General features: G+C 72.0%; 25 protein-coding genes and 1 pseudogene. 15 read left to right on the forward strand and 11 right to left on the reverse strand.

The annotated features are described in order from the left end of the window. Positions 1-32 precede the first annotated feature (32 nt). The 5 genes from ureG to ACFXDJ_RS19865 are packed head-to-tail and all read right to left on the reverse strand — an operon-like array spanning position 33 to position 3,793. Complete coding sequence (gene ureG, locus ACFXDJ_RS19845) at positions 33-719, reverse strand: urease accessory protein UreG (RefSeq protein ID WP_384655692.1); 687 nt, start codon at positions 717-719, stop codon at positions 33-35. Positions 720-762: 43 nt separating this feature from the next. After that, the gene (locus tag ACFXDJ_RS19850) at positions 763-1,437 is read right to left on the reverse strand and encodes an urease accessory protein UreF (protein ID WP_384849804.1); all 675 of its coding nucleotides are present in this window, start codon (positions 1,435-1,437) and stop codon (positions 763-765) included. Positions 1,438-1,450: 13 nt separating this feature from the next. Beyond that, complete coding sequence (locus ACFXDJ_RS19855; protein WP_384661421.1) at positions 1,451-3,172, reverse strand: urease subunit alpha; 1,722 nt, start codon at positions 3,170-3,172, stop codon at positions 1,451-1,453. Continuing rightward, a complete protein-coding gene (locus ACFXDJ_RS19860) occupies positions 3,165-3,476 on the reverse strand; it encodes an urease subunit beta (RefSeq protein ID WP_330295176.1) in 312 nt (103 codons plus the stop codon). Before ACFXDJ_RS19860 ends, ACFXDJ_RS19855 begins: the two co-directional genes overlap by 8 nt. A 14-nt stretch (positions 3,477-3,490) precedes the next feature. Next, positions 3,491-3,793 carry an urease subunit gamma gene (locus ACFXDJ_RS19865; RefSeq protein WP_371614748.1) on the reverse strand — a complete coding sequence of 101 codons (303 nt, stop codon included), beginning with the start codon at positions 3,791-3,793 and terminating at the stop codon, positions 3,491-3,493. Positions 3,794-4,139: 346 nt separating this feature from the next. Here ACFXDJ_RS19865 and ACFXDJ_RS19870 point away from each other — a divergent pair, with 346 nt between their 5' ends. Then, entirely contained in the window at positions 4,140-4,529 is a 390-nt protein-coding gene (locus tag ACFXDJ_RS19870; protein ID WP_384661426.1) for a VOC family protein, read from the forward strand. Between the two features lie 84 nt (positions 4,530-4,613). On the opposite strand, the gene ACFXDJ_RS19875 is transcribed toward ACFXDJ_RS19870, so the two are convergent. After that, a complete protein-coding gene (locus ACFXDJ_RS19875) occupies positions 4,614-5,063 on the reverse strand; it encodes an ATP-binding protein (protein WP_384661428.1) in 450 nt (149 codons plus the stop codon). A 197-nt stretch (positions 5,064-5,260) separates the two neighbouring features. Here ACFXDJ_RS19875 and ACFXDJ_RS19880 point away from each other — a divergent pair, with 197 nt between their 5' ends. Together ACFXDJ_RS19880 and ACFXDJ_RS19885 are read left to right on the forward strand one after the other, a co-directional pair. Continuing rightward, positions 5,261-6,145, forward strand: coding sequence for a helix-turn-helix domain-containing protein (locus tag ACFXDJ_RS19880; RefSeq protein ID WP_384661431.1), 885 nt, complete (start codon positions 5,261-5,263; stop codon positions 6,143-6,145). 12 nt (positions 6,146-6,157) lie between these two features. Beyond that, a complete protein-coding gene (locus ACFXDJ_RS19885; RefSeq protein WP_384661433.1) occupies positions 6,158-6,379 on the forward strand; it encodes a DUF397 domain-containing protein in 222 nt (73 codons plus the stop codon). A gap of 6 nt (positions 6,380-6,385) precedes the next feature. On the opposite strand, the gene ACFXDJ_RS19890 is transcribed toward ACFXDJ_RS19885, so the two are convergent. Continuing rightward, positions 6,386-7,561: an 8-amino-7-oxononanoate synthase gene (locus tag ACFXDJ_RS19890; protein ID WP_384661435.1), complete on the reverse strand. Its 1,176-nt coding sequence runs from the start codon at positions 7,559-7,561 to the stop codon at positions 6,386-6,388. A gap of 156 nt (positions 7,562-7,717) precedes the next feature. Between ACFXDJ_RS19890 and bioB the strand changes: the two genes are divergently transcribed. From bioB to bioD, 3 genes are all read left to right on the forward strand, one after another. After that, a complete protein-coding gene (gene bioB / locus ACFXDJ_RS19895; protein WP_384661438.1) occupies positions 7,718-8,965 on the forward strand; it encodes a biotin synthase BioB in 1,248 nt (415 codons plus the stop codon). After that, on the forward strand, positions 8,958-10,280 hold the full coding sequence (locus ACFXDJ_RS19900; RefSeq protein WP_384661441.1) for an adenosylmethionine--8-amino-7-oxononanoate transaminase: 1,323 nt from the start codon (positions 8,958-8,960) through the stop codon (positions 10,278-10,280). Before bioB ends, ACFXDJ_RS19900 begins: the two co-directional genes overlap by 8 nt. 76 nt (positions 10,281-10,356) lie before the next feature. Further along, the gene (gene bioD / locus ACFXDJ_RS19905; protein ID WP_384849827.1) at positions 10,357-11,064 is read left to right on the forward strand and encodes a dethiobiotin synthase; all 708 of its coding nucleotides are present in this window, start codon (positions 10,357-10,359) and stop codon (positions 11,062-11,064) included. A 178-nt stretch (positions 11,065-11,242) separates the two neighbouring features. On the opposite strand, the gene ACFXDJ_RS19910 is transcribed toward bioD, so the two are convergent. Beyond that, complete coding sequence (locus ACFXDJ_RS19910) at positions 11,243-11,668, reverse strand: GNAT family N-acetyltransferase (protein ID WP_384849807.1); 426 nt, start codon at positions 11,666-11,668, stop codon at positions 11,243-11,245. A 209-nt stretch (positions 11,669-11,877) separates the two neighbouring features. Here ACFXDJ_RS19910 and ACFXDJ_RS19915 point away from each other — a divergent pair, with 209 nt between their 5' ends. From ACFXDJ_RS19915 to ACFXDJ_RS19940, 6 genes are all read left to right on the forward strand, one after another. Further along, positions 11,878-13,284 carry a hemolysin family protein gene (locus ACFXDJ_RS19915; protein WP_384655513.1) on the forward strand — a complete coding sequence of 469 codons (1,407 nt, stop codon included), beginning with the start codon at positions 11,878-11,880 and terminating at the stop codon, positions 13,282-13,284. Beyond that, complete coding sequence (locus ACFXDJ_RS19920; RefSeq protein WP_384655516.1) at positions 13,281-14,306, forward strand: hemolysin family protein; 1,026 nt, start codon at positions 13,281-13,283, stop codon at positions 14,304-14,306. The genes ACFXDJ_RS19915 and ACFXDJ_RS19920 overlap by 4 nt, the downstream gene beginning before the upstream one ends. Positions 14,307-14,415: 109 nt before the next feature. Further along, positions 14,416-15,219: an SGNH/GDSL hydrolase family protein gene (locus tag ACFXDJ_RS19925; protein WP_384655518.1), complete on the forward strand. Its 804-nt coding sequence runs from the start codon at positions 14,416-14,418 to the stop codon at positions 15,217-15,219. Between the two features lie 71 nt (positions 15,220-15,290). Then, positions 15,291-16,724: an adenylosuccinate lyase gene (gene purB / locus ACFXDJ_RS19930; RefSeq protein WP_384655520.1), complete on the forward strand. Its 1,434-nt coding sequence runs from the start codon at positions 15,291-15,293 to the stop codon at positions 16,722-16,724. A 10-nt stretch (positions 16,725-16,734) separates the two neighbouring features. Beyond that, positions 16,735-17,304, forward strand: coding sequence for a G/U mismatch-specific DNA glycosylase (mug, locus tag ACFXDJ_RS19935; protein WP_384849810.1), 570 nt, complete (start codon positions 16,735-16,737; stop codon positions 17,302-17,304). Between the two features lie 62 nt (positions 17,305-17,366). Next, positions 17,367-18,461, forward strand: a complete 1,095-nt coding sequence (locus ACFXDJ_RS19940; RefSeq protein WP_384655554.1) for a M20 family metallopeptidase — start codon at positions 17,367-17,369, stop codon at positions 18,459-18,461. A 13-nt stretch (positions 18,462-18,474) separates the two neighbouring features. Here ACFXDJ_RS19940 and ACFXDJ_RS19945 read toward each other — a convergent pair whose 3' ends face one another. Next, positions 18,475-19,866 (reverse strand): PLP-dependent aminotransferase family protein, encoded by a 1,392-nt coding sequence (locus ACFXDJ_RS19945; RefSeq protein ID WP_384655525.1) that lies wholly within the window; start codon positions 19,864-19,866, stop codon positions 18,475-18,477. A gap of 133 nt (positions 19,867-19,999) precedes the next feature. On the opposite strand from ACFXDJ_RS19945, the gene ACFXDJ_RS19950 reads away from it, so the two are divergent. Further along, positions 20,000-20,641, forward strand: a complete 642-nt coding sequence (locus ACFXDJ_RS19950; protein ID WP_384655528.1) for a YitT family protein — start codon at positions 20,000-20,002, stop codon at positions 20,639-20,641. 112 nt (positions 20,642-20,753) lie between these two features. Here ACFXDJ_RS19950 and ACFXDJ_RS19955 read toward each other — a convergent pair whose 3' ends face one another. Together ACFXDJ_RS19955 and ACFXDJ_RS19960 are read right to left on the reverse strand one after the other, a co-directional pair. Further along, on the reverse strand, positions 20,754-21,503 hold the full coding sequence (locus tag ACFXDJ_RS19955) for an ABC transporter permease subunit (RefSeq protein WP_384655531.1): 750 nt from the start codon (positions 21,501-21,503) through the stop codon (positions 20,754-20,756). 26 nt (positions 21,504-21,529) lie between these two features. Beyond that, the gene (locus tag ACFXDJ_RS19960) at positions 21,530-22,315 is read right to left on the reverse strand and encodes an ATP-binding cassette domain-containing protein (RefSeq protein ID WP_384655533.1); all 786 of its coding nucleotides are present in this window, start codon (positions 22,313-22,315) and stop codon (positions 21,530-21,532) included. Here ACFXDJ_RS19960 and ACFXDJ_RS19965 point away from each other — a divergent pair. Together ACFXDJ_RS19965 and ACFXDJ_RS19970 are read left to right on the forward strand one after the other, a co-directional pair. Continuing rightward, positions 22,308-22,991, forward strand: a pseudogene (locus ACFXDJ_RS19965) (sensor histidine kinase); the annotation flags it as partial. The gene ACFXDJ_RS19960 and the pseudogene ACFXDJ_RS19965 sit on opposite strands and share 8 nt — an antisense overlap. A 4-nt stretch (positions 22,992-22,995) precedes the next feature. Next, positions 22,996-23,646, forward strand: a complete 651-nt coding sequence (locus tag ACFXDJ_RS19970; protein ID WP_384655536.1) for a response regulator — start codon at positions 22,996-22,998, stop codon at positions 23,644-23,646. The last annotated feature ends 62 nt before the right edge of the window (positions 23,647-23,708 follow it).

A 23,708-nucleotide genomic window follows, 5' to 3' on the forward strand; every position in this document is an offset into this window, starting at 1 on the left:
TTCGGCGGCGGCCGCGCCCTTCACCGTAGGGCTCACTTGGCGGCCCAGGCGGCGATCCGCCCGCGCACCCAGGCGGCCACCGGGGCCACGCCTTCCTCGCCGCGCAGGGACTGGAAGGCGACGGGCAGGTCGCCGCGCTGCTCGGCGGCGTCGCGGGCCATCCGGCCGAGGTCGGAGCCCACGTAGGGGGCGAGGTCGGTCTTGTTGACGACGAGCAGGTCGGCGGTGGTCACCCCGGGGCCGCCCTTGCGCGGGATGTCGTCCCCGCCGGCCACGTCGATGACGAAGATCTGGGCGTCGACGAGGCCCCGGGAGAAGGTGGCGGTGAGGTTGTCGCCGCCGGACTCGACGAGGATCAGGTCGAGCGGTCCGACCGTCTCTTCCAGTTCCTCCACGGCCTCCAGATTGGCGGAGATGTCATCGCGGATGGCGGTGTGCGGGCAGGCGCCGGTCTCGACGGCGCTGATCCGCTCGGGCGGCAGGACGGCTTCGCGGAGCAGGAACTCGGCGTCCTCGCGGGTGTAGATGTCGTTGGTGACGACGGCCATGGACAGTTCGGCGCGCAGGGCCCGGCAGAGGGCGGCGACGGTGGCGGTCTTGCCGGAGCCGACCGGGCCGCCGAGGCCGATGCGCAGGGCGCGGCGGGTGCCGTCGGCGCGGACCGCGTCGGCGCTGTGGGTGTGGCGCTGCGGGAAGGTCGAGCCGTGGTCGAGGTGCATGGGGATTCTCCTTGGTGGTGACGCGGGAGGCCGTTTCGGGGCCTCAGGAGGCGAAGAGCCGTACCGGCCAGTCGGCATGGGCCTGTGCCGCGAGGTCCAGCAGGGGCGAGGAGGAGGCGGGCAGGGTCTGCGGGCCTTCCACGCGGGCGCGCACGGCGGCCCGCACGGCCTGCCGGGAGACGGAGTCGAGCGCGGGGGCGAGCCGGGCCAGGACCCCGCTGGCCTGGAAGGGGTCCAGCCCGAGCAGCCGTACGGTGGCGGTCGCCGGACCGCTGACGCTCTCGTACGCCGCCACGTGCGCGGCGTCCAGCGCCCCGAGCCCGGCCGAGCGGGCCGTGACGCCGAGCACCACGGGCTGGTGCGCCCCGCGCGGGAACGCGGCGGCCAGTGCGTCGAGTTCCGCGGCGGGCCAGGTGGCGCGGGCGGCCCGCATCAGCTGCCGGCCGAGCCGGCGCGAGGCGGTGCGCAGCGCGGGCACCGGGGTGCGGGCGTCGGCGGCCTCGTCGAGGGCCGCCGGGTCGACCCCGTCGGCGGCGGCCGCCGCGAGGGCGGCCGCCACCAGCCCGGCGGTGTGCAGCCGGCCCCGGCAGAACTCCTCCAGGGTGGCGGCGTCGTGAATCCGGCCCGCCTTGCAGGCGGCCTCGGCCCCGCCGGAGTGGGCGTGGCCCCCGGCGGGGAAGCGGCCGTCGGCGAGGACGAGGAGGGTGGCGAGGCTCATCGGGCTGCGCCCATCAGAAGAGGAAGTATCTCTGTGCCATGGGCAGTTCGGCGGCCGGCGCCGGTTCCACCACCTCGCCGTCGATGGTGACGGTGAAGGTGTCGGCGTCGACCTCGACCCTCGGCATGGCGTCGTTGTTGCGCATGTCCGCCTTGGTCACCTTGCGGGTGCTCTCGATGGCGACGAACTCCTTGCCGAGTCCGAGGCGTTCGGGCAGAGCGTCGTCGAGGGCGGCCTGGGCGGTGAAGTTGACCGAGTTGAGGCCGGGGGCGCGCCCGTACGATCCGAACATCGGGCGGGGCAGCATCGGCTGCGGGGTGGGGATGGAGGCGTTGGCGTCGCCCATCTGGGCGTAGGCGATCTGGCCGCCCTTGATGACCAGTTCGGGCTTGACCCCGAAGAAGGCGGCGTTCCACAGCACCAGGTCGGCGAGCTTGCCGGTCTCCACGGAGCCGATCTCCCGGGCCAGGCCCTGGGCCACAGCCGGGTTGATCGTGTACTTGGCGACGTAGCGGCGGGCCCGGTGGTTGTCGGCGGGTCCGTCGCCGGGCAGGAATCCGCGCCGCTTCTTCATCACGTGGGCGGTCTGCCAGGTGCGCATGATCACCTCGCCGACGCGGCCCATGGCCTGGGCGTCGGAGGAGATGATCGAGATGGCCCCCAGGTCGTGCAGGACGTCCTCGGCGGCGATCGTGGAGGGCCGGATCCGGGACTCGGCGAAGGCGAGGTCCTCGGGGACGGCGGGGTTGAGGTGGTGGCAGACCATCAGCATGTCGAGGTGTTCCTCGACGGTGTTGACGGTGTGCGGCCGGGTCGGGTTGGTGGAGCTGGGCAGGATGTTCGGCTCGGAGACCACGGTGATGATGTCGGGTGCGTGCCCGCCGCCCGCACCCTCGGTGTGGTACGAGTGGATGGTCCGTCCGCCGATGGCGGCGAGGGTGTCGGCGACGAACCCGGCCTCGTTGAGGGTGTCGGTGTGGATCGCGGCCTGGGCGCCGGTCTCCTCGCAGACGGTGAGGCAGGCGTCGATGACGGCGGGGGTGGATCCCCAGTCCTCGTGGAGCTTGAAGCCGAGTGCTCCGCCGCGCAGCTGGGAGTACATGCCCTCGCGGGACATCGTGTTGCCCTTGCCGAGCAGGCCGATGTTGACGGGGTAGGACTCCAGCGCGGCGAACATCCGGGCCAGGTGCCAGGGCCCGGGGGTGACGGTGGTGGCCTTGCTGCCCTCGGCGGGTCCGGTGCCGCCGCCGACGAGGGTGGTGATGCCGGAGACGAGGGCCTCTTCGATCACGGTCGGGGAGATGAAGTGCACGTGGGTGTCGACGGCCCCGGCGGTGAGGATCTTCCCGTTGCCCGCGATGATCTCGGTCTCGGGGCCGATGACGAGTGCCGGATCCACCCCGTCCATGGTGTCCGGGTTGCCGGCCTTGCCGATGCCGCAGATCCGGCCGTCGCGGATGCCGACGTCGGCCTTGACGATGCCCCAGTGGTCGATGATCACCACGCCGGTGATGACGGTGTCGGGGGCGCCCTCGGCGCGGGTGGTGCGGGCCTGGCCCATGGATTCGCGGATGACCTTGCCGCCGCCGAAGACGGCCTCGTCGCCGGCCCGGCCGGGGCCGCCCGCAAGGTCCTGCTCGATCTCGACGAAGAGGTCGGTGTCGGCGAGGCGGATGCGGTCGCCGGTGGTGGGCCCGAAGAGGTCGGCGTAGTTCTGGCGCGATATCTCAGACATCGAGGGGTCCTCCGGTTTCGCCGCGCAGTCCCGGTACGGTGCGCAGCCCGCCCAGCGGTACGAGGTCCACGGCCACCGGAATGCCCGGCTCGAAGCGGACCGCGGTGCCCGCGGCGATGTCGAGCCGCTGCCCGCGGGCGGCGGCGCGGTCGAAGTCGAGGCCGGGGTTGGCTTCGGCGAAGTGGTAGTGCGAGCCGACCTGGACGGGCCGGTCGGCGGCGTTGAGCACGGTGATGCGGGTGACGGGCCGGCCTTCGTTGAGGCGCACCGGACCGTCCCCGTAGGCGATTTCGCCGGGGATCATGCGGGTACTCCTTCTCAGACGATCGGGTCGTGGACGGTGACGAGCTTGGTGCCGTCCGGGAAGGTGGCCTCGACCTGGACGTCGTGGATCATCTCGGGTATCCCCTCCATGACCTGCGCGCGGGAGAGCACGGTGCGGCCGGAGGCCATGAGCTCGGCCACGGTCCGTCCGTCGCGGGCGCCTTCGAGGATGTGCGAGGTGATCAGGGCGATCGCCTCGGGGTGGTTGAGGAGCACACCCCGCGCCCGTCGTTTCTCGGCCACGTCCGCGGCCACGTGGATGAGCAGTCGCTCCTGCTCGTGGGGGGTCAATTGCACGGCAATCACCAAGCTTCCGGGACATGATCGGCATCGCGCCGAGCCGACCATAAGCGGCTTCAACACTTTGTTGACCTGCACGTATCCGTATCAAGCGTCTTTTGCCCCAACGCGGGGGAAGGCTTTCCGTACCGCGGGCCATCCCTTTGCCGATCCATGGGTGATCATTGACCGGCGGATGTTCCCGACACGCTAGGGACCGCGTTTTTCCGCCGAGTTAACCCACGTTTCGGGGAGGTACCCGGTTCAACTCCGGGAGCCCTCGCGCCCGGTTCCGTATACGCGGCCGTCAGGGCCGTCACGGCCGGTGCGGCCGTCCACCCCGTCGTCACCCACGAGGAGCAGAATGTTCGCGAACCCCATCCACCAGATCACCATCGACGCGCAGGAGCCCTACCGGCTGGCGCAGTTCTGGTCCGCCGTCACGGGATTCCCGATCCACCCGGACGACCAGACGGACGACCCCGAGATCTCGCTGGTGACCGGTCAGCCGGGCGTGCCCGGACTGCTCTTCATCCGGGTCCCGGAGGAGAAGTCCATCAAGAACCGGGTCCACTTGGACATCATGCCGACGAGCGGGACCCGCGACGAGGAGGTCGAGCGCATCATCGGGCTCGGCGCGAAGCTGCTGGACGACCGCCGCCGGGAGGACGGCACCGGCTGGGTGGTGCTCGCGGACCTGGAGGGCAACGAGCTGTGCATCGAGCGCAGCGCCGCGGAGCGCGCGGGCGCCTGATCCGGCGCGGTCCGACCAGCCTGTGGACCGGCGGCCCGCGGACCCAACCGGTGGACCGGCGGCCCGCGGACCGCGGCTCCCGGCTCAGCAGCCGGTGGCGGTCTTCGCCGGGGTGCCGACCGCCCAGGGCAGGGCGATCCAGACGGTCTTGCCGCCGTCCTCGGTCGGGCTGACCGAGAGCCGGCCGCCCGCCTCCGCGGTGAGCCACCGGATGATGACCATGCCCCGGCCGTTGTCCTGCTGGACGGCGGCCGGGAGCCGCTTGGGCCAGCGCGGGTGGCTGTCGGTGACCCCTACCCGGAGCCATTCCTCGCGCTCGAGTCGGATGTCCACGGTGAAGGTGGGCGACTGGCCGAAGGTGTGCTGTACGGCGTTGGTGGCGAGCTCCGAGACGATGAGCCGGACACTGTCGGCCGTGTCGCTCCCCTCGGGCAGTCCCCACCCGTCCAGCACCTCCGCGACGTAGCGGCGGGCGGCCCTGACCGAGGCCGGATCGCTCGGCAGAGTGACGGATGCTTCCTGGTGATCTGCCATGGCGACGGTCCCTTTCCCACCGGGGCGGAGCCGCCCCGGATCTGTGCTGGACGCCAGAGTGCCACCCATCGTCCCGCCGTTTCTGCCGATCCCCCAAGATATGCATATATCTGTCGCTCAATGCGGTGAACTCTGCTACGGAAGAGCGTATTTGGACGGCAGACTGGTGCGAGCTGTGCCGGTGGAAGGAGGCAGGTGTGCAGCACGGTCCCGCGGTGCGCCGGCGCAAGCTCGGCGAGGAATTGCGCGCCTTGCGCGACCGGTCCGGACTCACCAGTGGTGAGGCGGCCCGGCTCGTCGGATGGCACCAGTCGAAGATCAGCCGAATCGAGACGGGGCGCAGCGGCGTCAAGCTGGAGGACATCCGGCTGCTCCTCGACGCCTACGGGGAGGTCGTCAGCCCGCAGGAACGCGCGCTGCTGGAGGCGCTCTCCGCCTCGGCGGCGGGCCCCGCCCCGGGCGCCGACACCGGGCGCGGGCGCCAGTGGTGGCACGACTACCGGGGGCTGTTGCCGCAGGAGTACCGGGACTTCATCAGCCTGGAGGCCGGGGCGCGCGCGGCCCGTACGGTCGAACTCTCGGTGGTGCCCGGCCTGTTGCAGACCCCGGAGTACGCGCGGGCGGTGACCCGGGCCGCGCTGGGCGGGCTTCCGGAGCCGAAGGTGGACGCGCTGGTCGACGTACGGCTGGCGCGCCAGTCCGTACTGCGGGCCGATCCGCCGCTGGAGCTGAGCGCGGTACTGGACGAGGCGGTGCTGCGGCGGAAGATCGGCGGGCCGGGGGTGATGGCCGAGCAGCTGCGGCACCTGGTGGAGGTGTCGAAACTGCCCCAAGTGCGGCTACAGGTCCTGCCGTTCAGCGTGGGGGGACATCTCGGCCTGACCGGACCGTTCGTTATTTTCTCATTTCCGAACATCGCCGATCTGGATGTGGTGGTACTCGACCATTTGACGAGTAGCCTCTATCTGGAGCGGAAGGAAGACCTTGAGGCGTACAGCGCCGCGTTCCGCACCATTCAGGCGCACGCCCTCCCGCCCCGCGATTCGTCGGATCTCATCAGCGCCCTCGCTGACGACGCGTAAGGAGGCACCCCCGTGTCCGCAACCCCCTTATCCACCAGCGGACTTCTGAACAGCGCGAGGTGGCGGCGCAGTAGCCGCAGCACCGGAATGAACAACTGCGTGGAAACGGCCGTGCTCAGTGGCGGCCTGCTGGCCGTCCGCGATTCCAAGCGGGCGGACGGCCCGGCCGTGCTCTTCACCGGGCCGGCCTGGGACGGTTTCCTCGTCTCCGTACGGGCGGACCTGCTCCCGTAGCTCCGCCTAGCGGTCCGTGGCTCCGTCCGGAGCGGTCGCAAGGATCGTCTCCACCGCACGGCTGATCTCGTCCCCCGTGAGATCGGCCCGCGCGGTCAGCCGCAGCCGGGAGATGCCGTCCGGCACCGACGGCGGGCGGAAGCACCCCACGGACAGACCTGCCTCCCGGCAGTCGGCGGCCCAGCGCAGTGCCGCCGAGGCCGACGGGGCCCGTACCGACACCACGGCCGCGTCCGGCCGGGCCGCGGTCAGGCCGGACGCGGTGAGCCGCCCGTACAGGTCGGCGGCCACCTCGCGGGCCCGGTCCGCGCGCTGCGGCTCCCGCTCCAGCAGGCGCAGGGCGGCCAGCGCGGCGCCCGTCGCGGCCGGGGCGAGCCCGGTGTCGAAGATGAAGGTCCGTGCCGTGTTGACCAGGTGCCGGATCACCTTGGCCGGCCCGAGGACCGCCCCGCCCTGGCTTCCCAGGGACTTGGAGAGGGTCAGCGTCGCGACCACCCCGTCCGCGCCCGCCAGCCCGGCCGCCGCCAGCGCGCCACGGCCGCCCTCGCCGAGTACGCCGAGCCCGTGCGCGTCGTCCACGAGCAGGGCCGCACCCTCGGACCGGCAGGCCTCGGCGTACTCGGCGAGGGGAGCCGCGTCCCCGTCCACCGAGAACACCGAGTCGGTGACCAGCAGCGCCCGACCCTCGTACCCGGCGAGGGTCTTCTGCGCTGTGTCCGGGTCGGAGTGCGGGACGACGGCGATCTCGGCGCGGGACAGCCGGCAGCCGTCCACGATCGAGGCGTGGTTGCCGGCGTCGGAGACGACCAGGGTGCCCCGGCCGCTGAGCGCGGAGACGGCCGCGAGGTTGGCCGCGTATCCGGAGGAGAGGACCAGCGCGGCCTCGAACCCGCAGAAGGCGGCCAGCTCCCGCTCCAGCTCCGCGTGCAGTTCGGTCGTGCCGGTGACCAGGCGGGATCCGGTGGCTCCGCCGCCCCAGCGCTCGGCCGCCTCACGTGCGCCCCGTACGGTCTCGGGGTGCCGGGACAGCCCCAGGTAGTCGTTGCTCGCGAGGTCGAGGAGCGGCGAGGAGGCCGGGCGCGGGCTCAGCGTCCGGACGAGCCCGGCCCGTTCCCGGACCCGCTCCGCCTCGTCGATCCAGGAGAAGACGTCCGCGGGGGCGGCGGTGTGCTGGTCGGGCATCGGCAGTCCTCGCGTTTTGTCGGCAGTCCACAGACCTGACCGACCCTAGCCCGTCACGACTCCACCGCCTGGTGTGGCGATACACACACTCTCTTCCGGCCATGTTGTTGGATCTCTCCTTGGCCGGGAGTGGTCGCGTGGGACAGGATCGGCGTCATGGACCTGCTGAACACCCTCGTGGACAAGGGGCTGCGGCGCGAGCTGCCCACCCGTGAAGAAGCTCTCGCCGTGCTGGCCACCTCCGACGACGAACTGCTCGACGTGGTCGCCGCCGCCGGCAAGGTGCGCCGCCAGTGGTTCGGCCGCCGGGTCAAGCTGAACTACCTGGTCAACCTCAAGTCGGGGCTGTGCCCGGAGGACTGCTCGTACTGCTCCCAGCGACTGGGATCGAAGGCCGAGATCCTCAAGTACACCTGGCTGAAGCCCGAGGAAGCCTCCCAGGCCGCCGCCGCGGGCGTGGCCGGCGGGGCGAAGCGCGTCTGTCTGGTGGCGAGCGGGCGCGGCCCGACGGACCGCGACGTGGACCGCGTCGGCAAGACCATCGAGGCCATCAAGGAGCAGAACGAGGGCATCGAGGTGTGCGCCTGCCTCGGTCTGCTGTCGGACGGCCAGGCGGAGCGCCTGAAGGACGCGGGTGCGGATGCCTACAACCACAACCTCAACACCTCTGAGGCCACGTACGGCCAGATCACCAAGACCCACACCTACGCGGACCGGGTCGACACGGTACAAAAGGCGCACGCCGCCGGGCTGTCGGCCTGTTCCGGTCTGATCGCGGGCATGGGCGAGAGCGACGAGGACCTCGTCGACGTCGTCTACTCGCTGCGCGAGCTGGACTCGGACTCGGTGCCGGTCAACTTCCTGATCCCCTTCGAGGGCACCCCTCTGGCCAAGGAGTGGAACCTCACTCCGCAGCGCTGCCTGCGGATCCTGGCGATGGTCCGGTTCGTCTGCCCCGACGTGGAGGTCCGCATCGCGGGTGGCCGCGAGGTGCACCTGCGCTCGATGCAGCCGCTCGCGCTGAACATCGCCAACTCCATCTTCCTCGGTGACTACCTCACCAGTGAGGGCCAGGCCGGGCAGGCCGACCTCGACATGATCGCGGACGCCGGTTTCGAGGTGGAGGGCGCAGGTACGACCACCCTCCCCGCGCACCGCGCCGACGTGGCCGCCGCCGCGACCGGCGGCGGCTGCGGCTCCCACGGGGGCGGCGCCTCCGTCTGCGGTTCCGCGGGTTCGGCCGACTCCTCCGCCGCGGCCGGCTGCGGCTCGGCCTGCGGCGGCTGCTCCGGACACGAGGAGGCCGCGCCCGTACCGGCGCAGGCAGAGGCCGGCGAGGTCCGCCCGGATCTGGTGGCGGTACGCCGCCGTGGCGCGGGAACGGACCTCGCTCCCAATGCCTGACCAGCACCACTCGCCCGACGTGCTGCCGGCCGCCGAACTGCTCGCGCTGGACCGGCAGCACGTCTGGCACCCCTACGGCCCGATGCCCGGCCGCCAGGAGCCCCTGATCGTCGCCTCCGCCTCGGGCGTCCGGCTGCGGCTGGCCGAAACGGCGCAGGGGAACGACGAACTGGTCGACGGCATGGCCTCGTGGTGGTCGGCGATCCACGGGTACAACCACCCGGCGCTGAACGAGGCCGTGACCGGCCAGCTCGGCCGCATGTCACACGTGATGTTCGGCGGGCTCACCCACGAGCCCGCCGTCCGGCTCGCCGCGAAGCTCGTCGAGATCACCCCGGCCGGCCTGGAGCACGTGTTCCTCGCCGACTCGGGCTCGGTCTCGGTCGAGGTCGCGGTCAAGATGTGCCTCCAGTACTGGCGCTCCGTGGGACGGCCGGGCAAGACCCGGCTGCTCACCTGGCGGGGCGGCTACCACGGGGACACCTGGCAGCCGATGGCCGTCTGCGACCCCGAGGGCGGCATGCACGAGCTGTGGTCGGGCCTGCTCCCGCGCCAGCTCTTCGCGGATGCCCCGCCGAGCGGTTTCGACGCCCCGCTGGACCCCGCGTACGTGGCCCACCTGCGCTCCCTCGTCTCCGCGCACGCCGACGAACTGGCCGCGGTGATCGTGGAACCGGTGGTCCAGGGCGCGGGCGGCATGAACTTCCACAACCCCGGCTACCTGCGGGTCCTGCGGGAGCTGTGCGACGAGTTCGACGTCCTCCTGATCCTGGACGAGATCGCCACGGGCTTCGGCCGCACGGGCGCGCTGTTCGCGGCGGACCACGCGGGGATCACCCCGGACGTCATGTGCCTGGGCAAGGCGCTGACCGGCGGATACCTCACCCTCTCCGCAACCCTCTGCACGGAGCGCGTGGCGGACGGGATCTCCCGGGGCGAGGTCCCCGTACTGGCCCACGGACCGACCTTCATGGGCAACCCGCTGGCCACGGCGGTGGCCCTGGCCTCGGTCGAGCTGCTCCTCGGGCAGGACTGGCAGCGCGAGATCAAGCGGATCGAAGCGGGGCTGCTCGAAGGCCTGGCGCCTGCGGCGTCGCTCCCGGGGGTCAAGGACGTACGCGTCCTGGGCGCCATCGGCGTGGTCCAGCTCGACCACGATGTCGACATGTCGGCCGCCACCCGGGCGGCGGTCCGGGAAGGCGTCTGGCTCCGCCCGTTCCGGGACCTGATCTACACGATGCCGCCGTTCGTCACGGACGACGCCGACGTGGCCCGCATCTGCCGCGGAGTCCTCGCGGCCGCGAAGGAGGCCTGACATGGCCGACACCCGCCCGCCCGGCGCCTCCGGGGCCGGCTCACCGGCACCCGGCTCCCCCGCGCCCGCGATCGTCATGATCTCCGGTACGGGCACCGAGATCGGCAAGACGGTCGTCACCTCGGCCGTCGCCGCCGCGGCGCTCGCCGCGGGCCTCTCGGTGGCCGTCCTCAAGCCGGCCCAGACCGGGGTGGGCCCGGACGAGCCCGGCGACGTGGCGGAGGCCGCCCGGCTGGCCGGCTCCGCCGTCACCACGCTGGAACTGGCCCGCTATCCGGAGCCGCTGGCCCCGGACACGGCGGCTCGCCGCGCCTCCCTCCCCACGGTCTCCCCCGCCGAGATCGCGGAAGCCGCGCGCCGCCTCTCCCTCTCCCACGACCTGGTCCTGGTCGAGGGCGCGGGCGGCCTCCTGGTCCGCTTCGACGAAGCGGGCCACACCCTGGCCGACGCGGCCCGGCTGCTCGGCGCCCCGACCCTGGTCGTGGCACCGGCTGGCCTCGGCACGCTCAACTCCACGGCCCTCACGGCCGAAGCCCTCCGGACCCGGGGCCTCGTCGCCCTGGGCGTGGTGATCGGCAGCTGGCCCGCCGACCCCGGCCTGGCGGCCCGCTGCAACCTGGCCGACCTCCCCGCCGTCTCCGCGCTCCCCCTGCTGGGCGCGATCCCGGAGCGATCCGGCGCCCTGGCCCCCGCGGCCTTCCGCACGGCGGCCCCCGGCTGGCTGGCACGGCCTCTGCACGGCACCTGGTCGGACCACTCGTTCCTCAAGGCTTGGCCCGCCTGAGGAACAGGGCCGGCCCGGAAGGTCCGGACTGACTGACGGCCCGGCCCGTTCACCGGGCCGGCCCGTTCACCGGGCCGGGCCGTTCACCGGGCCGGGCCGTTGCGACGGCCCGGCCCGCCGGTCCTGATCCCGGCAGGCCGCCTGCCCCGCGTCCCGCCCCGCAGGGACGCCCCTCCCGTCACCCGTTCAGCGGTTTCACCCAGCGCGTCCAGTGGTCCTCGGGGTGGTAGCCGCCGGCCTCCCACGCCCGCTGGCCGCGCTCGTTCCGGTTGAGCACCATCGCGTCCGCGCGCCGCCCGCCCAGCGCCGCGAACCGCTCCTCCGCGGCGGTCAGCAGCGCCGAGCCGATCCCCTGGCGGCGGTGGCCGGGGTGCACCGCGAGCCGGTACAGGTGGCATCGCCAGCCGTCGAACCCCGCGACGACCGTGCCGACCAGTTCCCCGTCGCGGCGGGCGAGCAGCAGCGAGTGCGGGTCGCGGGCGTGGAGCCGCTCGACGCCGTCGAGGTCGTCGCTGATACTCGTGCCCTCGGCGGCGGTCTTCCAGAAGTCGAGCACGGCGGCGAGATCGGCCGCCGTGGCGGGTTCGATGTAAAGATCGTTCATGTACGGATCCCATCACGGCCAAACCGGCTCCGCCAAAAGGATGAGCAGATCGCTTTGCCCTTCCTTTACCCTGTAGTCATCGGTTCCTCTCGCAACGAAAGGTGTGAGCGTCCGCCCATGGGCGAGCCTCCCAGTCCCCTTCATTCGCCTTCGCGACATCGCGCGATACCCCTCCTCCTGACTGATCATGGGACGGAGGTGAACCACCGATGACCGAAGTGCTCCTGCTCCTCCTGGCGCTGCTGCTCTGCCTTGCCTGCGGAGTCTTCGTCGCCGCGGAGTTCTCGCTGACGACCATCGAGCGCAGCGAACTGGAGCGGGCGGTAGAGCGCGGCGAGCGCGGCGCCGACAGCGCCCTGGCCGCCGTCCGCAGCCTGACCTTCCAGCTCTCCGGCGCCCAGCTCGGCATCACCGTGACCGGCCTGGTCATCGGCATGATCTCCAAGCCTTCGATCGCCGCCCTGCTCCAGGGCCCCTTCAGGGCCATGGGACTGTCCGAGGGCGCCGCGTCCTCCACCGCCCTGATCCTCGGCACCGTGCTGTCGACCGTCGTCCTGATGGTCGTCGGCGAGCTGGTGCCCAAGAACTGGGCGATCTCCTCACCGCTGGCCGTCGCCAAGCGCGTCGCCACCATGCAGCGGGTCTTCAGCCGGGCGTTCCGGCCGCTCATCAGCCATCTGAACACCACGGCGAACCACATGGTCCGCCGGTTCGGTCTGGAGCCCGCCGAGGAGCTCGCCTCGGCGCGCACCCCGCAGGAGCTGGTGGCCCTGGCCCGGCACTCCGCGAAGGCGGGCGCCCTGGAGAAGGACACCGCCGAACTGTTCGTCCGGACCCTCAACCTCGCCGACCTGACCGCGGAGAACGTCATGACCCCGCGCGTCCAGGTCACCGCCCTCGACGTGCAGACCACCGCCGAGGACGTGGCCAACGCGACGCTCGCCACCGGTCTCTCCCGCTTCCCCGTCTACCGGGGCAGCCTCGACACCGTCGTCGGCACCGTGCACATCAAGGACGTACTGGCGCTGCCCGCCGAGGAGCGCCACCGCTACCCGGTGTCGCAGCTGCTGCGCGAGCCGCTCCTCGTACCGGAGTCGCTGACCGTGGACCGGCTGCTGGACCGGCTGTCCGGCAAGCAGACGATGGCAGTGGTCATCGACGAGTACGGCGGCACGGCCGGCGTGGCCACGTTGGAGGACATCGTCGAGGAGGTCGTCGGCGAGGTCCGCGACGAGCACGACCCGCACGAGACCTCCGACCTGGACTCGGCCGGGGTGGACGCCGCCGGGCGCGCGCTGTTCTCCGCCGACGGCTCCGCCCGCACCGACCAGCTCCAGCGGATCGGCCTGCGCGTGCCGGACGGCCCGTACGAGACACTGGCCGGTCTGATAGCGACCGAACTGGGGCGGATCCCGGTGGTCGGCGACAGCCTGGAGCTCGGCGGCTGGCACCTGGACGTGGTGGACGCCAGTGGGCGGCGAGCCGCGCGGGTGCTGCTGCACGCGCCGGCCGAGCCGTCCGAGCCGTCCGACAGGGGCGGGTCCGACAAGGGCCGGTCCGACAAGGGTGGGTCCGACAAGGGCCGGTCCGACAAGGGCGGGGAGGAGGGCCGATGACCGCCGTCCAGTTGCTGATCGGCCTGGCGACCCTGGTCGTCAACGCCTTCTTCGTCGGCGCGGAATTCGCGCTGATCTCGGTCCGGCGCAGCCAGATCGAGCCCTACGCCGAACAGGGCGACCGGCGCGCCAAGGCGGTGCTGTGGGCCCTGGAGCACGTGTCCGCGCTGATGGCGGCGGCCCAGCTGGGCATCACGCTGTGCACCCTGGTCCTGGGTGTGGTGGCCGAGCCGGCCATCGCGCACCTGCTGACCCCCGCCTTCGACTTCTTCGGGGTGCCGGCCGGCCTGACGCACGCGATCTCCTTCGTGGTGGCGCTGGCGCTGGCCACCTACCTGCACATGCTCTTCGGTGAAATGCTGCCGAAGAACGTGGCCCTGGCCGAGCCGGTGCGGACCGCGCTGCTGCTGGGTCCGCCGCTGGTGACCCTCGCGCGGGCGCTGAAGCCGGTGATCTTCGCGATCAACGCCTTCGCCAACGCCCTGCTGCGCCTGCTGCGGGTGGACGTGAAGGACGAGGTCACGGCCACCTTCTCGGACGACGAGCTGGCCCGCATCGTCAAGGACTCCAGTGACGCGGGGCTCATCGACGACCGGGCGAGCGAGCGGCTGCACGACGCCCTGGAGCTGGGGCGCCGGCCCGTGACCGATGTGGTGCTGCCGGCGGACCAAGTGGTTCCGGCCCGGGAGGGCATCACCCCGGCCGGGCTGGAGCGCTTGTCGGCGGAGTCGGGGTACTCCCGCTTCCCGATGATCGACGCACAGCACCGGATCCTGGGATACCTGCACGTCAAGGACGCCCTGGACGCGGACGCGGCGGAGCGCGACGAGCCCTTCCCGGCCTCGGCGCTGCGGCCGATCGCCCAGGTGCGGGCCGAAACCCCGCTGGACGACGTGCTGACCGCGATGCGGCGCAGCCGTACGCACCTGGCGGCGGTCCTCGGGGCGGACGGCGCCATGACGGGCCTGGTCACGATGGAGGACGTGCTGCGGGAACTGTTCGGCAACCCCGCGTCGGCGTAGCCGGGCCGGGCCGTGCGGCACCCCAGCGGCGTGCGGCACCCCGCCTCCGGCCGCGGGGGCGGGGTACCGCTGCGAAACCGGCGTACCGCGCGGTAGCATCGCTCCCGCCATGGAGATGAATGCGTCTTACACCAGTTTCGTCGCGGTCGGCGACTCCTTCACCGAAGGCATGTCCGACCTGCTTCCCGACGGCTCCTACCGGGGCTGGGCCGATCTGCTGGCCGACCGCCTGGCGGCGCGCGAGCCCGGTTTCCGCTACGCGAACCTCGCGGTCCGCGGCAAGCTGATCGGGCAGATCACCGAAGAGCAGGCACCGGCGGCGGCCGCCATGGGCGCCGACGTGGTGACCCTGGTCGGCGGGCTGAACGACGCCCTGCGCCCCAAGGTGGACATGGGCCGGGTGCGCGGGCACCTGGAGGAGGCCGTCGGCCTGCTGGCCCCCTCGTGCAAGACGCTGGTCCTGATGCGCTCCCCGGGCCGCAACGGACCCGTGATGGAACGTTTCCGCCCGCGCATGGAGGAGCTCTTCCTCATCATCGAGGAGCTCGCCGCGCGCCACGGGGCCCTCGTGGTCGACCTGTACGGGGCCCCCGTGCTCGGCGATCCCCGGATGTGGGACGTGGACCGGCTGCACCTGACGGCCGAGGGACACCACAGGGTGGCGGAGGCCGTCTGGCAGGCGCTGGGCCTGCCCCCCGAGACCGACTGGCGCACCGAACTGCCGCCCGCGCTCCCGCCGGGCTGGGCCGTACGCCGCGCGCAGGACCTCAGCTTCGCGCGGCAGCACCTGCTCCCCTGGGTCGGCCGCCGCCTGACCGGCCGCTCCAGCGGGGACGGCCGCCCGGCCAAGCGCCCGGAGCTGCTGGTGCACGAGGCTCCGGGCGGGGCTTCGGAGGGCGAGCGGCTCTCGTAGCAAGGCACAATCCGGGGTGGGCCCCCTACCTGCGTAAACGCACAGCTTCGGCCCAAGTAGAATCCCTACACGTGACTGCCAAGCCCCGCATCCCCAATGTCCTGGCCGGCCGCTACGCCTCCGCGGAGCTCGCCGTCCTGTGGTCCCCCGAATACAAGGTGACGCTGGAGCGGCGGCTGTGGCTCGCCGTGCTCCGCGCCCAGAAGGACCTCGGTATCGCGGTCCCCGACGAGGCCATCGCCGACTACGAGCGCGTCCTGGAGACCGTAGACCTCGCCTCCATCGCGGAGCGCGAGAAGGTCACCCGGCACGACGTGAAGGCCCGTATCGAGGAGTTCAACGCCCTCGCCGGTCACGAGCACGTCCACAAGGGCATGACCTCGCGCGACCTCACCGAGAACGTCGAGCAGCTCCAGATCCGGCTCTCGCTGGAGCTGGTCCGCGACCGCACGGTCGCCGTCCTCGCCCGCCTGGGCAAGCTGGCCGGCGAGCACGCCGAGCTGGTCATGGCCGGCCGCTCCCACAACGTCGCCGCTCAGGCGACCACCCTGGGCAAGCGCTTCGCGACGGCGGCCGACGAACTGCTGGTGGCCTACGACCGCCTGGAGAACCTCCTCGCCCGCTACCCGCTGCGCGGCATCAAGGGCCCCGTCGGCACCTCGCAGGACATGCTCGACCTGCTGGGCGGCGACGCCTCGAAGCTCGCCGACCTGGAGCAGCGGATCGCCGCCCACCTGGGCTTCGGCCAGGCCTTCACCTCGGTCGGCCAGGTCTACCCGCGCTCGCTCGACTACGACGTGGTCACCGCCCTGGTGCAGCTGGCCGCCGCCCCGTCCTCGATCGCGAAGACGATCCGCCTGATGGCCGGCCACGAGCTGGTCACCGAGGGCTTCAAGCCCGGCCAGGTCGGCTCCTCCGCGATGCCGCACAAGATGAACACCCGCTCCTGCGAGCGCGTGAACGGCCTGATGGTCATCCTGCGCGGCTACGCGTCGATGACCGGCGAGCTGGCCGGTGACCAGTGGAACGAGGGCGACGTCTCCTGCTCCGTGGTCCGCCGGGTCGCCCTGCCCGACGCGTTCTTCGCGCTCGACGGCCTGATGGAGACCTTCCTGACGGTCCTCGACGAGTTCGGCGCCTTCCCGGCCGTCGTGGCCCGCGAGCTGGACCGCTACCTCCCCTTCCTCGCCACCACGAAGGTCCTCATGGGCGCCGTGCGGGCCGGGGTGGGCCGCGAGGTCGCCCACGAGGTCATCAAGGAGCACGCCGTGGCCTCCGCCCTCGCCATGCGCGAGCAGGGCGCCGAGCGCAACGAGCTGCTGGAGAAGCTGGCCGCCGACGAGCGGATGCCGCTGGACCGGGCCCAGCTCGACGCCCTGATGGCCGACAAGCTGTCCTTCACCGGCGCGGCGGGCGACCAGGTCGCCGTGGTGGTCTCGCGCATCGAGGAGATCACCAAGGAGCACCCGGAGGCCGCCGGCTACACCCCCGGGTCGATCCTCTGACAGCCGAAGAATGACCCCTGAAGAGCTGAACGCCGCCCGCGACCGCGTCCTCCCGGACGTGGCCGCGGGCGGTCTGCGCGTGCTCTTCTGCGGGATCAACCCGGGCCTGCTCTCCGCCGCGACGGGCCACCACTTCGCCCGCCCCGGCAACCGGTTCTGGCCGGTCCTGCACCTCTCCGGCTTCACCCCGCGCCGCCTGGCCCCGGCGGAGCAGGAGGAACTCCTCTCCTACCGCCTCGGCATCACCAACGTGGTGGCCCGTGCCACCGCCCGCGCCGACGAGCTGAGCCCCGAGGAGTTCCGCGAGGGCGGACGCATCCTGACGGCCAAGGTCGAACTGCTGCGCCCCCAGTGGCTGGCCGTGGTCGGAGTCACCGCCTACCGCACCGCCTTCGGCGAGCGGAAGGCACGGATCGGCCCCCAGGAGCGCACCATCGGCTCCACCCGGATCTGGGCACTTCCCAACCCCAGTGGCCTCAACGCCCGCTGGACCGCCGAGTCCATGGCCCAGGAGTACGCCCGCCTGCGCGCGGCCGCCGGCTTCCCCGCTTTCCCCGGTGCCGCGGGCAGCGCCCCGTAGCCCTGTCCGGGTGATCTGCGCGGGGCGGACCTCCGCGTGCTGGCTACCCTTGCGGTATGAAGATGCACACGGCGGTCCCGGTGAATGTCGACGCGATGATCGAGGACCTCAGGACACTCGTCGAGGTCGAGTCCCCCTCGCGCGATCTCGACGCCCTGGCGACTTCGGCCAAGACCGTCGCCGCCTTCATCGAGAGCCGCCTGGGCGGTGAGGCCGTCCTGGTGGAGAGCGAAGCCGGGCCGCACGTCCACTGGTCGGCCGGTGGCGATCCCAAGGTGCTGGTACTCGGTCACCACGACACGGTGTTCCCTCTCGGCACCCTTGAGCGCCGCCCGTTCAGTGTCGAAGGCGGGCACGCGACCGGCCCCGGGGTCTTCGACATGCTCGGCGGTCTGGTGCAGGCCGTGCACGGCCTGGCCACGCTCGCCGACCTGTCGGGGATCGAGATCCTGGTGACGGCCGACGAGGAGGTCGGCTCGCACTCCTCCCGGCCCCTCATCGAGGAACGGGCCCTGGCCTGCGGCGCCGTACTCGTCATGGAGGGCGCCGCCGACGGCGGAGCCCTGAAGACCGGCCGCAAGGGCTGCGGCACGTTCCAGGTCTCCATCGCGGGGCGGGCCTCGCACGCGGGCCTCGAACCCGCGGCCGGGGTCAACGCCCTGATCGAAGCGGCCCACCAGGTACTGGACATCGCGGCGCTCGCCCGCCCCGACATCGGCACGACCGTCACCCCGACCGTCGCGGCCGCCGGAACCCTGGACAACGTGGTTCCCGCCGAGGCGACCCTCATCGTCGACGTCCGGGTCGAGTCGGCCGCCGAGAAGGAGCGCATCGAATCGGCGTTCGCGGCCCTGTCCCCGCACCTCGAAGAGGCGAAGATCGCGGTACAGGGATCCGTCGGCCGCCCCCCGATGCCAGAGTCGGCTTCGTCCCAACTCTTCGCGCTGGCCGAGCGGCTGCTCCCCGGCCTCGAAGGCAGGGCGGTAGGCGGCGGAAGCGACGGCAACTTCACGGCCGCCCTGGGCGTACCGACGCTCGACGGCCTCGGAGCCGTCGGCGGCGGCGCCCACGCGGACCACGAGTACCTGGTGACCGGAGCCATGCCCGAGCGGGCGAACCTCATCGCCGGCCTGGTCCACGCCATCCGCACCGCCTAGGTCGTCTCCTTCGTCATGCGATGGGTGCCGGGGTGTGAGTTCCGGTAGCGCCGTGGAGGAACGCCCGTTCCGCCCGTGCGAGTCTGCGGATCGCCTCGGACAGCCGGCTCGGGGGGAGCGTGTACGGCAGTCGGATGTTGCGTTCGAAGGCGCCTCCGATCCCGAATCGTGGGCCGGCCGCGATGGTCACTCCGTGGTCGGGCGCCACGGCCGCGAGCCGCGAGCTGATGGGCTCGGGGAAGGTCGCCCATAGGGTCACACCGCCCACTGGTTGCAGGGCGTGGACGTCCGGCAGGTGCTCGGCGAGTGCTTGCCGCAGGGCGTCGCGCTGCGATCTGAGCTGCTGGAGCGCGTCGGGCCGCCGGGTTTGACGCTCGTTCAGAAGGGCGGCCGTGGCGAGCTGTTCGACGACGGGAGTGCCGAGGTCCGTGGTGGGGCGGGCTTGTGCGACACGTTCCAGGAGAGAGGGCAGCGCGCGGATCCAGCCCGTGCGCAGGCCGCCCCAGACGCTCTTGGACACCGAGCCGATGCTGATGGCCGCCGGCATGTGCGCGGCCAGGGGTTCCGGGCTCGGAACGTCCAGCGCCAGATCGGCCATGGTCTCGTCGACGATCGTGGGACACGCGAGCCTGAGCCGTCGGCGCACGCTCGTGGGCATGCACATCCCGGTCGGGTTGTGGAAGTCGGGGATCAGGTAGGCCAGGTTCGCGGCTCGCCCCGCCGCTCGGAGCTGCTCGGTGTCCCAGCCCGAAGAGCCCAAGGCGACGGGTAGCAGCCGGGCGCGCGCTTCGGTGAAGGTCGCGATCGCGTGCGGGTAGGTCGGATGGTCGATGAGGACTCTGTCCCGTGGCGACAGGAGTACGCGCGCCAGGAGCGCCAGCGCGTGCTGTGCGCCGTTGGTGATCAGGATGTGATCGGGCAGGGTCGGCAGTCCTCGCCGCTGGTACCACTGGGCGACCGCTTCGCGCAGCTCCGCGGTGCCGTACCGGTCGTAGCCGTGTCGCTCGAAATGCCTGGGCAGCTGTTCGAGAGCCGTGGCGAAGGCGGCATGGAGGATCTCGACGGGCGCGGCCGGCGCGGCGAAGGACAGGTCGATGGTGTCCGCGTCCGTGCGGGCCGGGGGCTCGGGCGTGGTGTCGCCGGGCAGCCGAACCGTCGCCCTGGTACGGGCCTGCGTGGCGAGGTATCCGTGCTCGACCAGCGTGCGGAACGCGGCACCGACCGTGGTTCTGCTGGTGCCGAGCGCGACGGCAAGGTCACGCTCGCTCGGCAGGACCGCACCGAGGGAGAGGCGTCCGTCCAGGATGAGCAGACGCAGCCGGTCGGAGAGACGCTGATGCGCCGGCCCCGGCCCCTCCTGCCACGTCCCCAGCATCCGGGCCACCGCGTGCGAGCTGATTTTCACCAAACCAGCATAAGCAATCTGGCTATGGAACCCGGGTCCAGATAGCCCGGAGACTCGCCGTATGGCACCTCCTGCTTCCACCGCGCACCACACCTCCGTCCCGGTTCGACACGACCCGCCCCTGATCCCGCGCATGAACGCATTCGCCCAGGTCCGGGCGGCCCGGAAGGCGCGCCGCATCCCCCAGCTCCTGCTCGGCCTCGCGGGGTACGGGGCCGCCGTGATGCTGCTCGTCCGGTCCGGGCTCGGCGCGGCCAGTTGGAGCGTGCTCACCGAGGGCACCGCCAAGTCCCTCGGCATCTCCTTCGGTTGGGCGACGAACCTGATCTCCCTGCTCGTGCTTCTCGCCTGGATCCCCCTGCGGGAACCGCCCGGGCTCGGCACGCTCCTCAACGTCGCGATCATCGGGTTCGCCGCCGATGCCACCGCGGCCGTGCTCCCCGCTCCGCGGGGACCACTCGCCGAGATCGGATACCTCGCCCTCGGCCTGGTCGCACTGGCGTTCTTCGACGCGCTCTACCTCGGCGCGCAGTTCGGGTCGGGACCACGTGACGGCATCATGACCGGTCTCGTGCGGCTCACCCGCCTGCCTTTCGCCGCCGTACGGACCGGCATCGAGGTCACCGTCGCCGGAGCCGGCTGGCTCTTGGGTGGCACCCTCGGCGTCGGAACCGTGCTGATAGCCGTGTGCATGGGGCCTCTCGTCGGCTGCTTTCTGCCGCTGGTAGCGGTCCGCCTTCCTGCCGCGACGCCCGGGCGGACCGGGCAGGGATAGCCGAACGGCTCGCCACGGATGGCCCGTTGGCCGGCATCCACTACTCGGAGAGTCCGCAGGCCGCCGCCGAGGCCGCCACCGGAGGTACTCGCCTCTAGGGCGTCTCATGGCGTCACGCGTCCCGGCGTCGTATCGACAGCCATCCGGCGGCCACCGCGAGCAGTGCCCACAGCGCCAGGACCCCGAGACCGGTCCACGGGGCGAGGCCGCCCGACGGGTCGAGGCGCATCATCGCCCGGCCCGCGCGGTCCGGAAGGTACCGGGCGATGCCGTCGGAGACCGCGCCGAGGACGAAGGACACCATCAGCACGAACGGTATGAGCAGACTCAGGGTGACCGTCGCGCTGCGCAGTACTGCCGTTAGCCCGGCCGCCAGCAGGGCCATCAGCGTGAGGTACATGCCGCAGCCGAAGATCGCACGGTAGGTTCCCGGGCTGCCCAGGTCTAGGGAGTAGGAGCCCATGAAAGCCTGACCGCCGAGGAACGTCGCGAATCCGGCGAGCTGTCCGGCCAGGAGGGCCAGGCCGCCCACCACGGCCATCTTCGACAAGTAGAGCCGTGCGCGGTTCGGGACCGCGGTCAGCGAGGTGCGCAGGGCACCGTTGTGGAACTCGGACGACAGCGCGGTGGCGCCGAAGGCGAAGGCCGCGACCTGGCCGAAGTTGATCCCGTAGAACGCCGCGAGGAGCGGGTCCTCGCCCATACTGCCTGCCTCCGTCCCGCCGATCAGCGCGGCCGCCAGCGTCTGGATTACCACAGTGACGAGGAAGACCGCTATCAGCGATCCGAAAGTGCCGCGCAGGGAACGTATCTTGATCCATTCCGAGTGCAGGACGGGGGCGGTGGGCAGAGCGGTGCTCATGGAGGAGCCTCCTTGGAGGTGACGGGTCAGCGGGTGGCGGCGAACTGGGCGTGCTCTGCGGTGAGATCGAGGTAGGCCTGTTCCAGCGAGGCCCTCTCGTCGACCAGTTCCAGCATCGGGATGCCTTCGCGGGCGGCCATGCCCCCGAGCTGCTCGGCCTGTATGCCCTCCACGGTCCACCGCCCGTCCTGGGCAGTGACCAGTTCGAAGTCCTCCCTGGCGAGGGCCGTCCGCAGCCGGGTCGGGTCGGTGGTGCGCAGTCGCACTCTCGGGGTGCTGCGCGCTTCGATGAACTCCTCCATCGGGGTGTCGGCCAGCAGCCTGCCCTGCCCGAGCACCACCAAGTGGTCGGCGAGGGCGGCGGTCTCGGTCATCAGGTGGCTGGAGACGAGGACCGTACGGCCTTCGGCGGCCAGGCCCCGCATGAGCTCACGGATCCAGATGATGCCCTCGGGGTCGAGGCCGTTGGTCGGCTCGTCCAGCAGCAGCACAGCGGGGTCTGCGAGCAGGGCCGCCGCTATGCCGAGGCGCTGGCGCATGCCCAGTGAGAAGGTCTTGATCCGCCGCTTGGCCGCCGCGGCGATCCCCGACTGCTCCAGGACCGCCTCCACCCGGCTCATCGGCACACGGTTGGCCGCCGCGAGGAAGCGGAGATGGTCCCGGGCGGTGCGTCCGCCGTGGGCCGACTGCGCGTCGAGCAGGGCTCCCACCTGGTGGAGGGGGTCGGGGAGGTCCGTGAACCGCCGGCCGCCGATGGTGGCCGTCCCGGAGGTGATCCGGTCCAGGCCCAGCAGCAGCTGCCGACTGGTCACCGCCGTCGCACACCGGCTGCTGGGCCCCTCCGCGGCCGAGCGGCTCACTGCGCTGGAAGCGCGCACCGAGCAATTGCTGGAGCGCACCCGCATCGCGCGGGAGCTGCACGACTCGATCGGCCACGCGCTGACCGTGGCGGTCGTGCAGGCGGGGGCCGCGCGGGCCGCGGGCGACCCGGAGTTCACCGCCCGCGCCCTGAACGCGATCGAGGAGACGGGCCGGGCCGCACTGGAAGACCTGGAACGGGTGCTGATCGTCCTGCGGGAGTCCGGTCAGCGGCCTTCCCAGCGCCCGACGCTGGCGGAGGCCGACCGGCTGCTCGACTCGGCACGCGCCTCCGGCGCCACCGTCGACGCACAACTCGTAGGCCCTCTCGATCAGTTGCCCGGGCCGGTCACCCAGGAGGGCTACCGGATCCTTCAGGAGGCCCTCACCAATGTGCTGAGGCACTGCGGTCCCGTGCCGGTACGGGTACGGATCGACATGGTCGCCGACCGGCTGGACCTGGAGGTAACCAATCCACTGCCGGACCAACCCACCGTCATGGCCGGCGGCGGGAGCGGACTGCGCGGCATGCGGGAGCGGGCCGCGCTGCTCGGCGGGGAAGTCGACACCGGGCCGCACAAGGGCGGTTGGAGGGTGCGCGCACGGCTCCCGCTGGAGCGAATACGCTGACCGGATGCCGGTTACCGTACTGCTCGTCGACGACGAACCCCTGGTACGCGCGGGTCTGCGCGCCGTCCTGGATGCCCAGCCCGACATCGAGGTGGTCGGTGAGGCCGCCGACGGCGCCTCCGTGGTCCCGCTCGTACGGCAGCTGCGACCGGATGTCGTCGCGATGGACGTCCGGATGCCGCTGCTCGACGGGATCGAGGCCACGCGGGCGGTCCTGCGGACCGTTGACTCCCCGCCGAAGATCCTCGTGGTCACCACCTTCGAGAACGACGAGTACGTCTACCAGGCTCTGCGGGCCGGCGCGGACGGGTTCCTGCTGAAGAGAGCCCGGCCGTCGGAGATCGTGCACGCGGTACGGCTGGTGGCGGAAGGGGAGACGCTGCTCTTCCCCGCGGCGGTGCGCGCGCTGGCCGCGGAGTACGGAAACCGGCAGGCCCGGACGGTGCTGGAGCGGGCCGCGCTGACCGAGCGGGAGGAGGCCGTGCTGCGGCTGATGGCGAAGGGACTGACCAACATCGAGATCGCCCGCGAGCTGATCGTCGGGACGGAGACGGTGAAGTCCCACGTGAGCGCGATCCTGGGGAAGCTCGGCGCACGGGACCGGACCCAGGCCGTGATCACCGCGTACGAGTCGGGGTTCGTGTCCCCTGCCTGACCGCCGGGAGCCGCGGCGAGAGGAGGGGCGGATTCCGGCCGATGGGGGGCTGCTTCTCGCCG

The sequence above is a fragment of the Streptomyces sp. NPDC059443 genome, assembly GCF_042750105.1.
Classification (GTDB): Bacteria; Actinomycetota; Actinomycetes; order Streptomycetales; family Streptomycetaceae; genus Streptomyces.

Bases quoted from the DNA above. Each gene is read 5' to 3' on its own strand.
- ACFXDJ_RS19950 (WP_384655528.1), top strand. From the start codon at position 20,000: ATGAACGCATTCGCCCAGGTCCGGGCGGCCCGGAAGGCGCGCCGCATC.
- ACFXDJ_RS19850 (WP_384849804.1), bottom strand. From the start codon at position 1,437: ATGAGCCTCGCCACCCTCCTCGTCCTCGCCGACGGCCGCTTCCCCGCC.
- ACFXDJ_RS19920 (WP_384655516.1), top strand. From the start codon at position 13,281: ATGACCGCCGTCCAGTTGCTGATCGGCCTGGCGACCCTGGTCGTCAAC.
- ACFXDJ_RS19860 (WP_330295176.1), bottom strand. From the start codon at position 3,476: ATGATCCCCGGCGAAATCGCCTACGGGGACGGTCCGGTGCGCCTCAAC.
- ACFXDJ_RS19870 (WP_384661426.1), top strand. From the start codon at position 4,140: ATGTTCGCGAACCCCATCCACCAGATCACCATCGACGCGCAGGAGCCC.
- ACFXDJ_RS19940 (WP_384655554.1), top strand. From the start codon at position 17,367: ATGCACACGGCGGTCCCGGTGAATGTCGACGCGATGATCGAGGACCTC.
- ACFXDJ_RS19875 (WP_384661428.1), bottom strand. From the start codon at position 5,063: ATGGCAGATCACCAGGAAGCATCCGTCACTCTGCCGAGCGATCCGGCC.
- ACFXDJ_RS19925 (WP_384655518.1), top strand. From the start codon at position 14,416: ATGGAGATGAATGCGTCTTACACCAGTTTCGTCGCGGTCGGCGACTCC.
- ACFXDJ_RS19890 (WP_384661435.1), bottom strand. From the start codon at position 7,561: ATGCCCGACCAGCACACCGCCGCCCCCGCGGACGTCTTCTCCTGGATC.
- ACFXDJ_RS19915 (WP_384655513.1), top strand. From the start codon at position 11,878: ATGACCGAAGTGCTCCTGCTCCTCCTGGCGCTGCTGCTCTGCCTTGCC.
- ACFXDJ_RS19955 (WP_384655531.1), bottom strand. From the start codon at position 21,503: ATGAGCACCGCTCTGCCCACCGCCCCCGTCCTGCACTCGGAATGGATC.
- ACFXDJ_RS19910 (WP_384849807.1), bottom strand. From the start codon at position 11,668: ATGAACGATCTTTACATCGAACCCGCCACGGCGGCCGATCTCGCCGCC.
- mug (WP_384849810.1), top strand. From the start codon at position 16,735: ATGACCCCTGAAGAGCTGAACGCCGCCCGCGACCGCGTCCTCCCGGAC.
- ACFXDJ_RS19970 (WP_384655536.1), top strand. From the start codon at position 22,996: ATGCCGGTTACCGTACTGCTCGTCGACGACGAACCCCTGGTACGCGCG.
- ureG (WP_384655692.1), bottom strand. From the start codon at position 719: ATGCACCTCGACCACGGCTCGACCTTCCCGCAGCGCCACACCCACAGC.
- bioB (WP_384661438.1), top strand. From the start codon at position 7,718: ATGGACCTGCTGAACACCCTCGTGGACAAGGGGCTGCGGCGCGAGCTG.
- ACFXDJ_RS19900 (WP_384661441.1), top strand. From the start codon at position 8,958: ATGCCTGACCAGCACCACTCGCCCGACGTGCTGCCGGCCGCCGAACTG.
- bioD (WP_384849827.1), top strand. From the start codon at position 10,357: ATGATCTCCGGTACGGGCACCGAGATCGGCAAGACGGTCGTCACCTCG.
- ACFXDJ_RS19855 (WP_384661421.1), bottom strand. From the start codon at position 3,172: ATGTCTGAGATATCGCGCCAGAACTACGCCGACCTCTTCGGGCCCACC.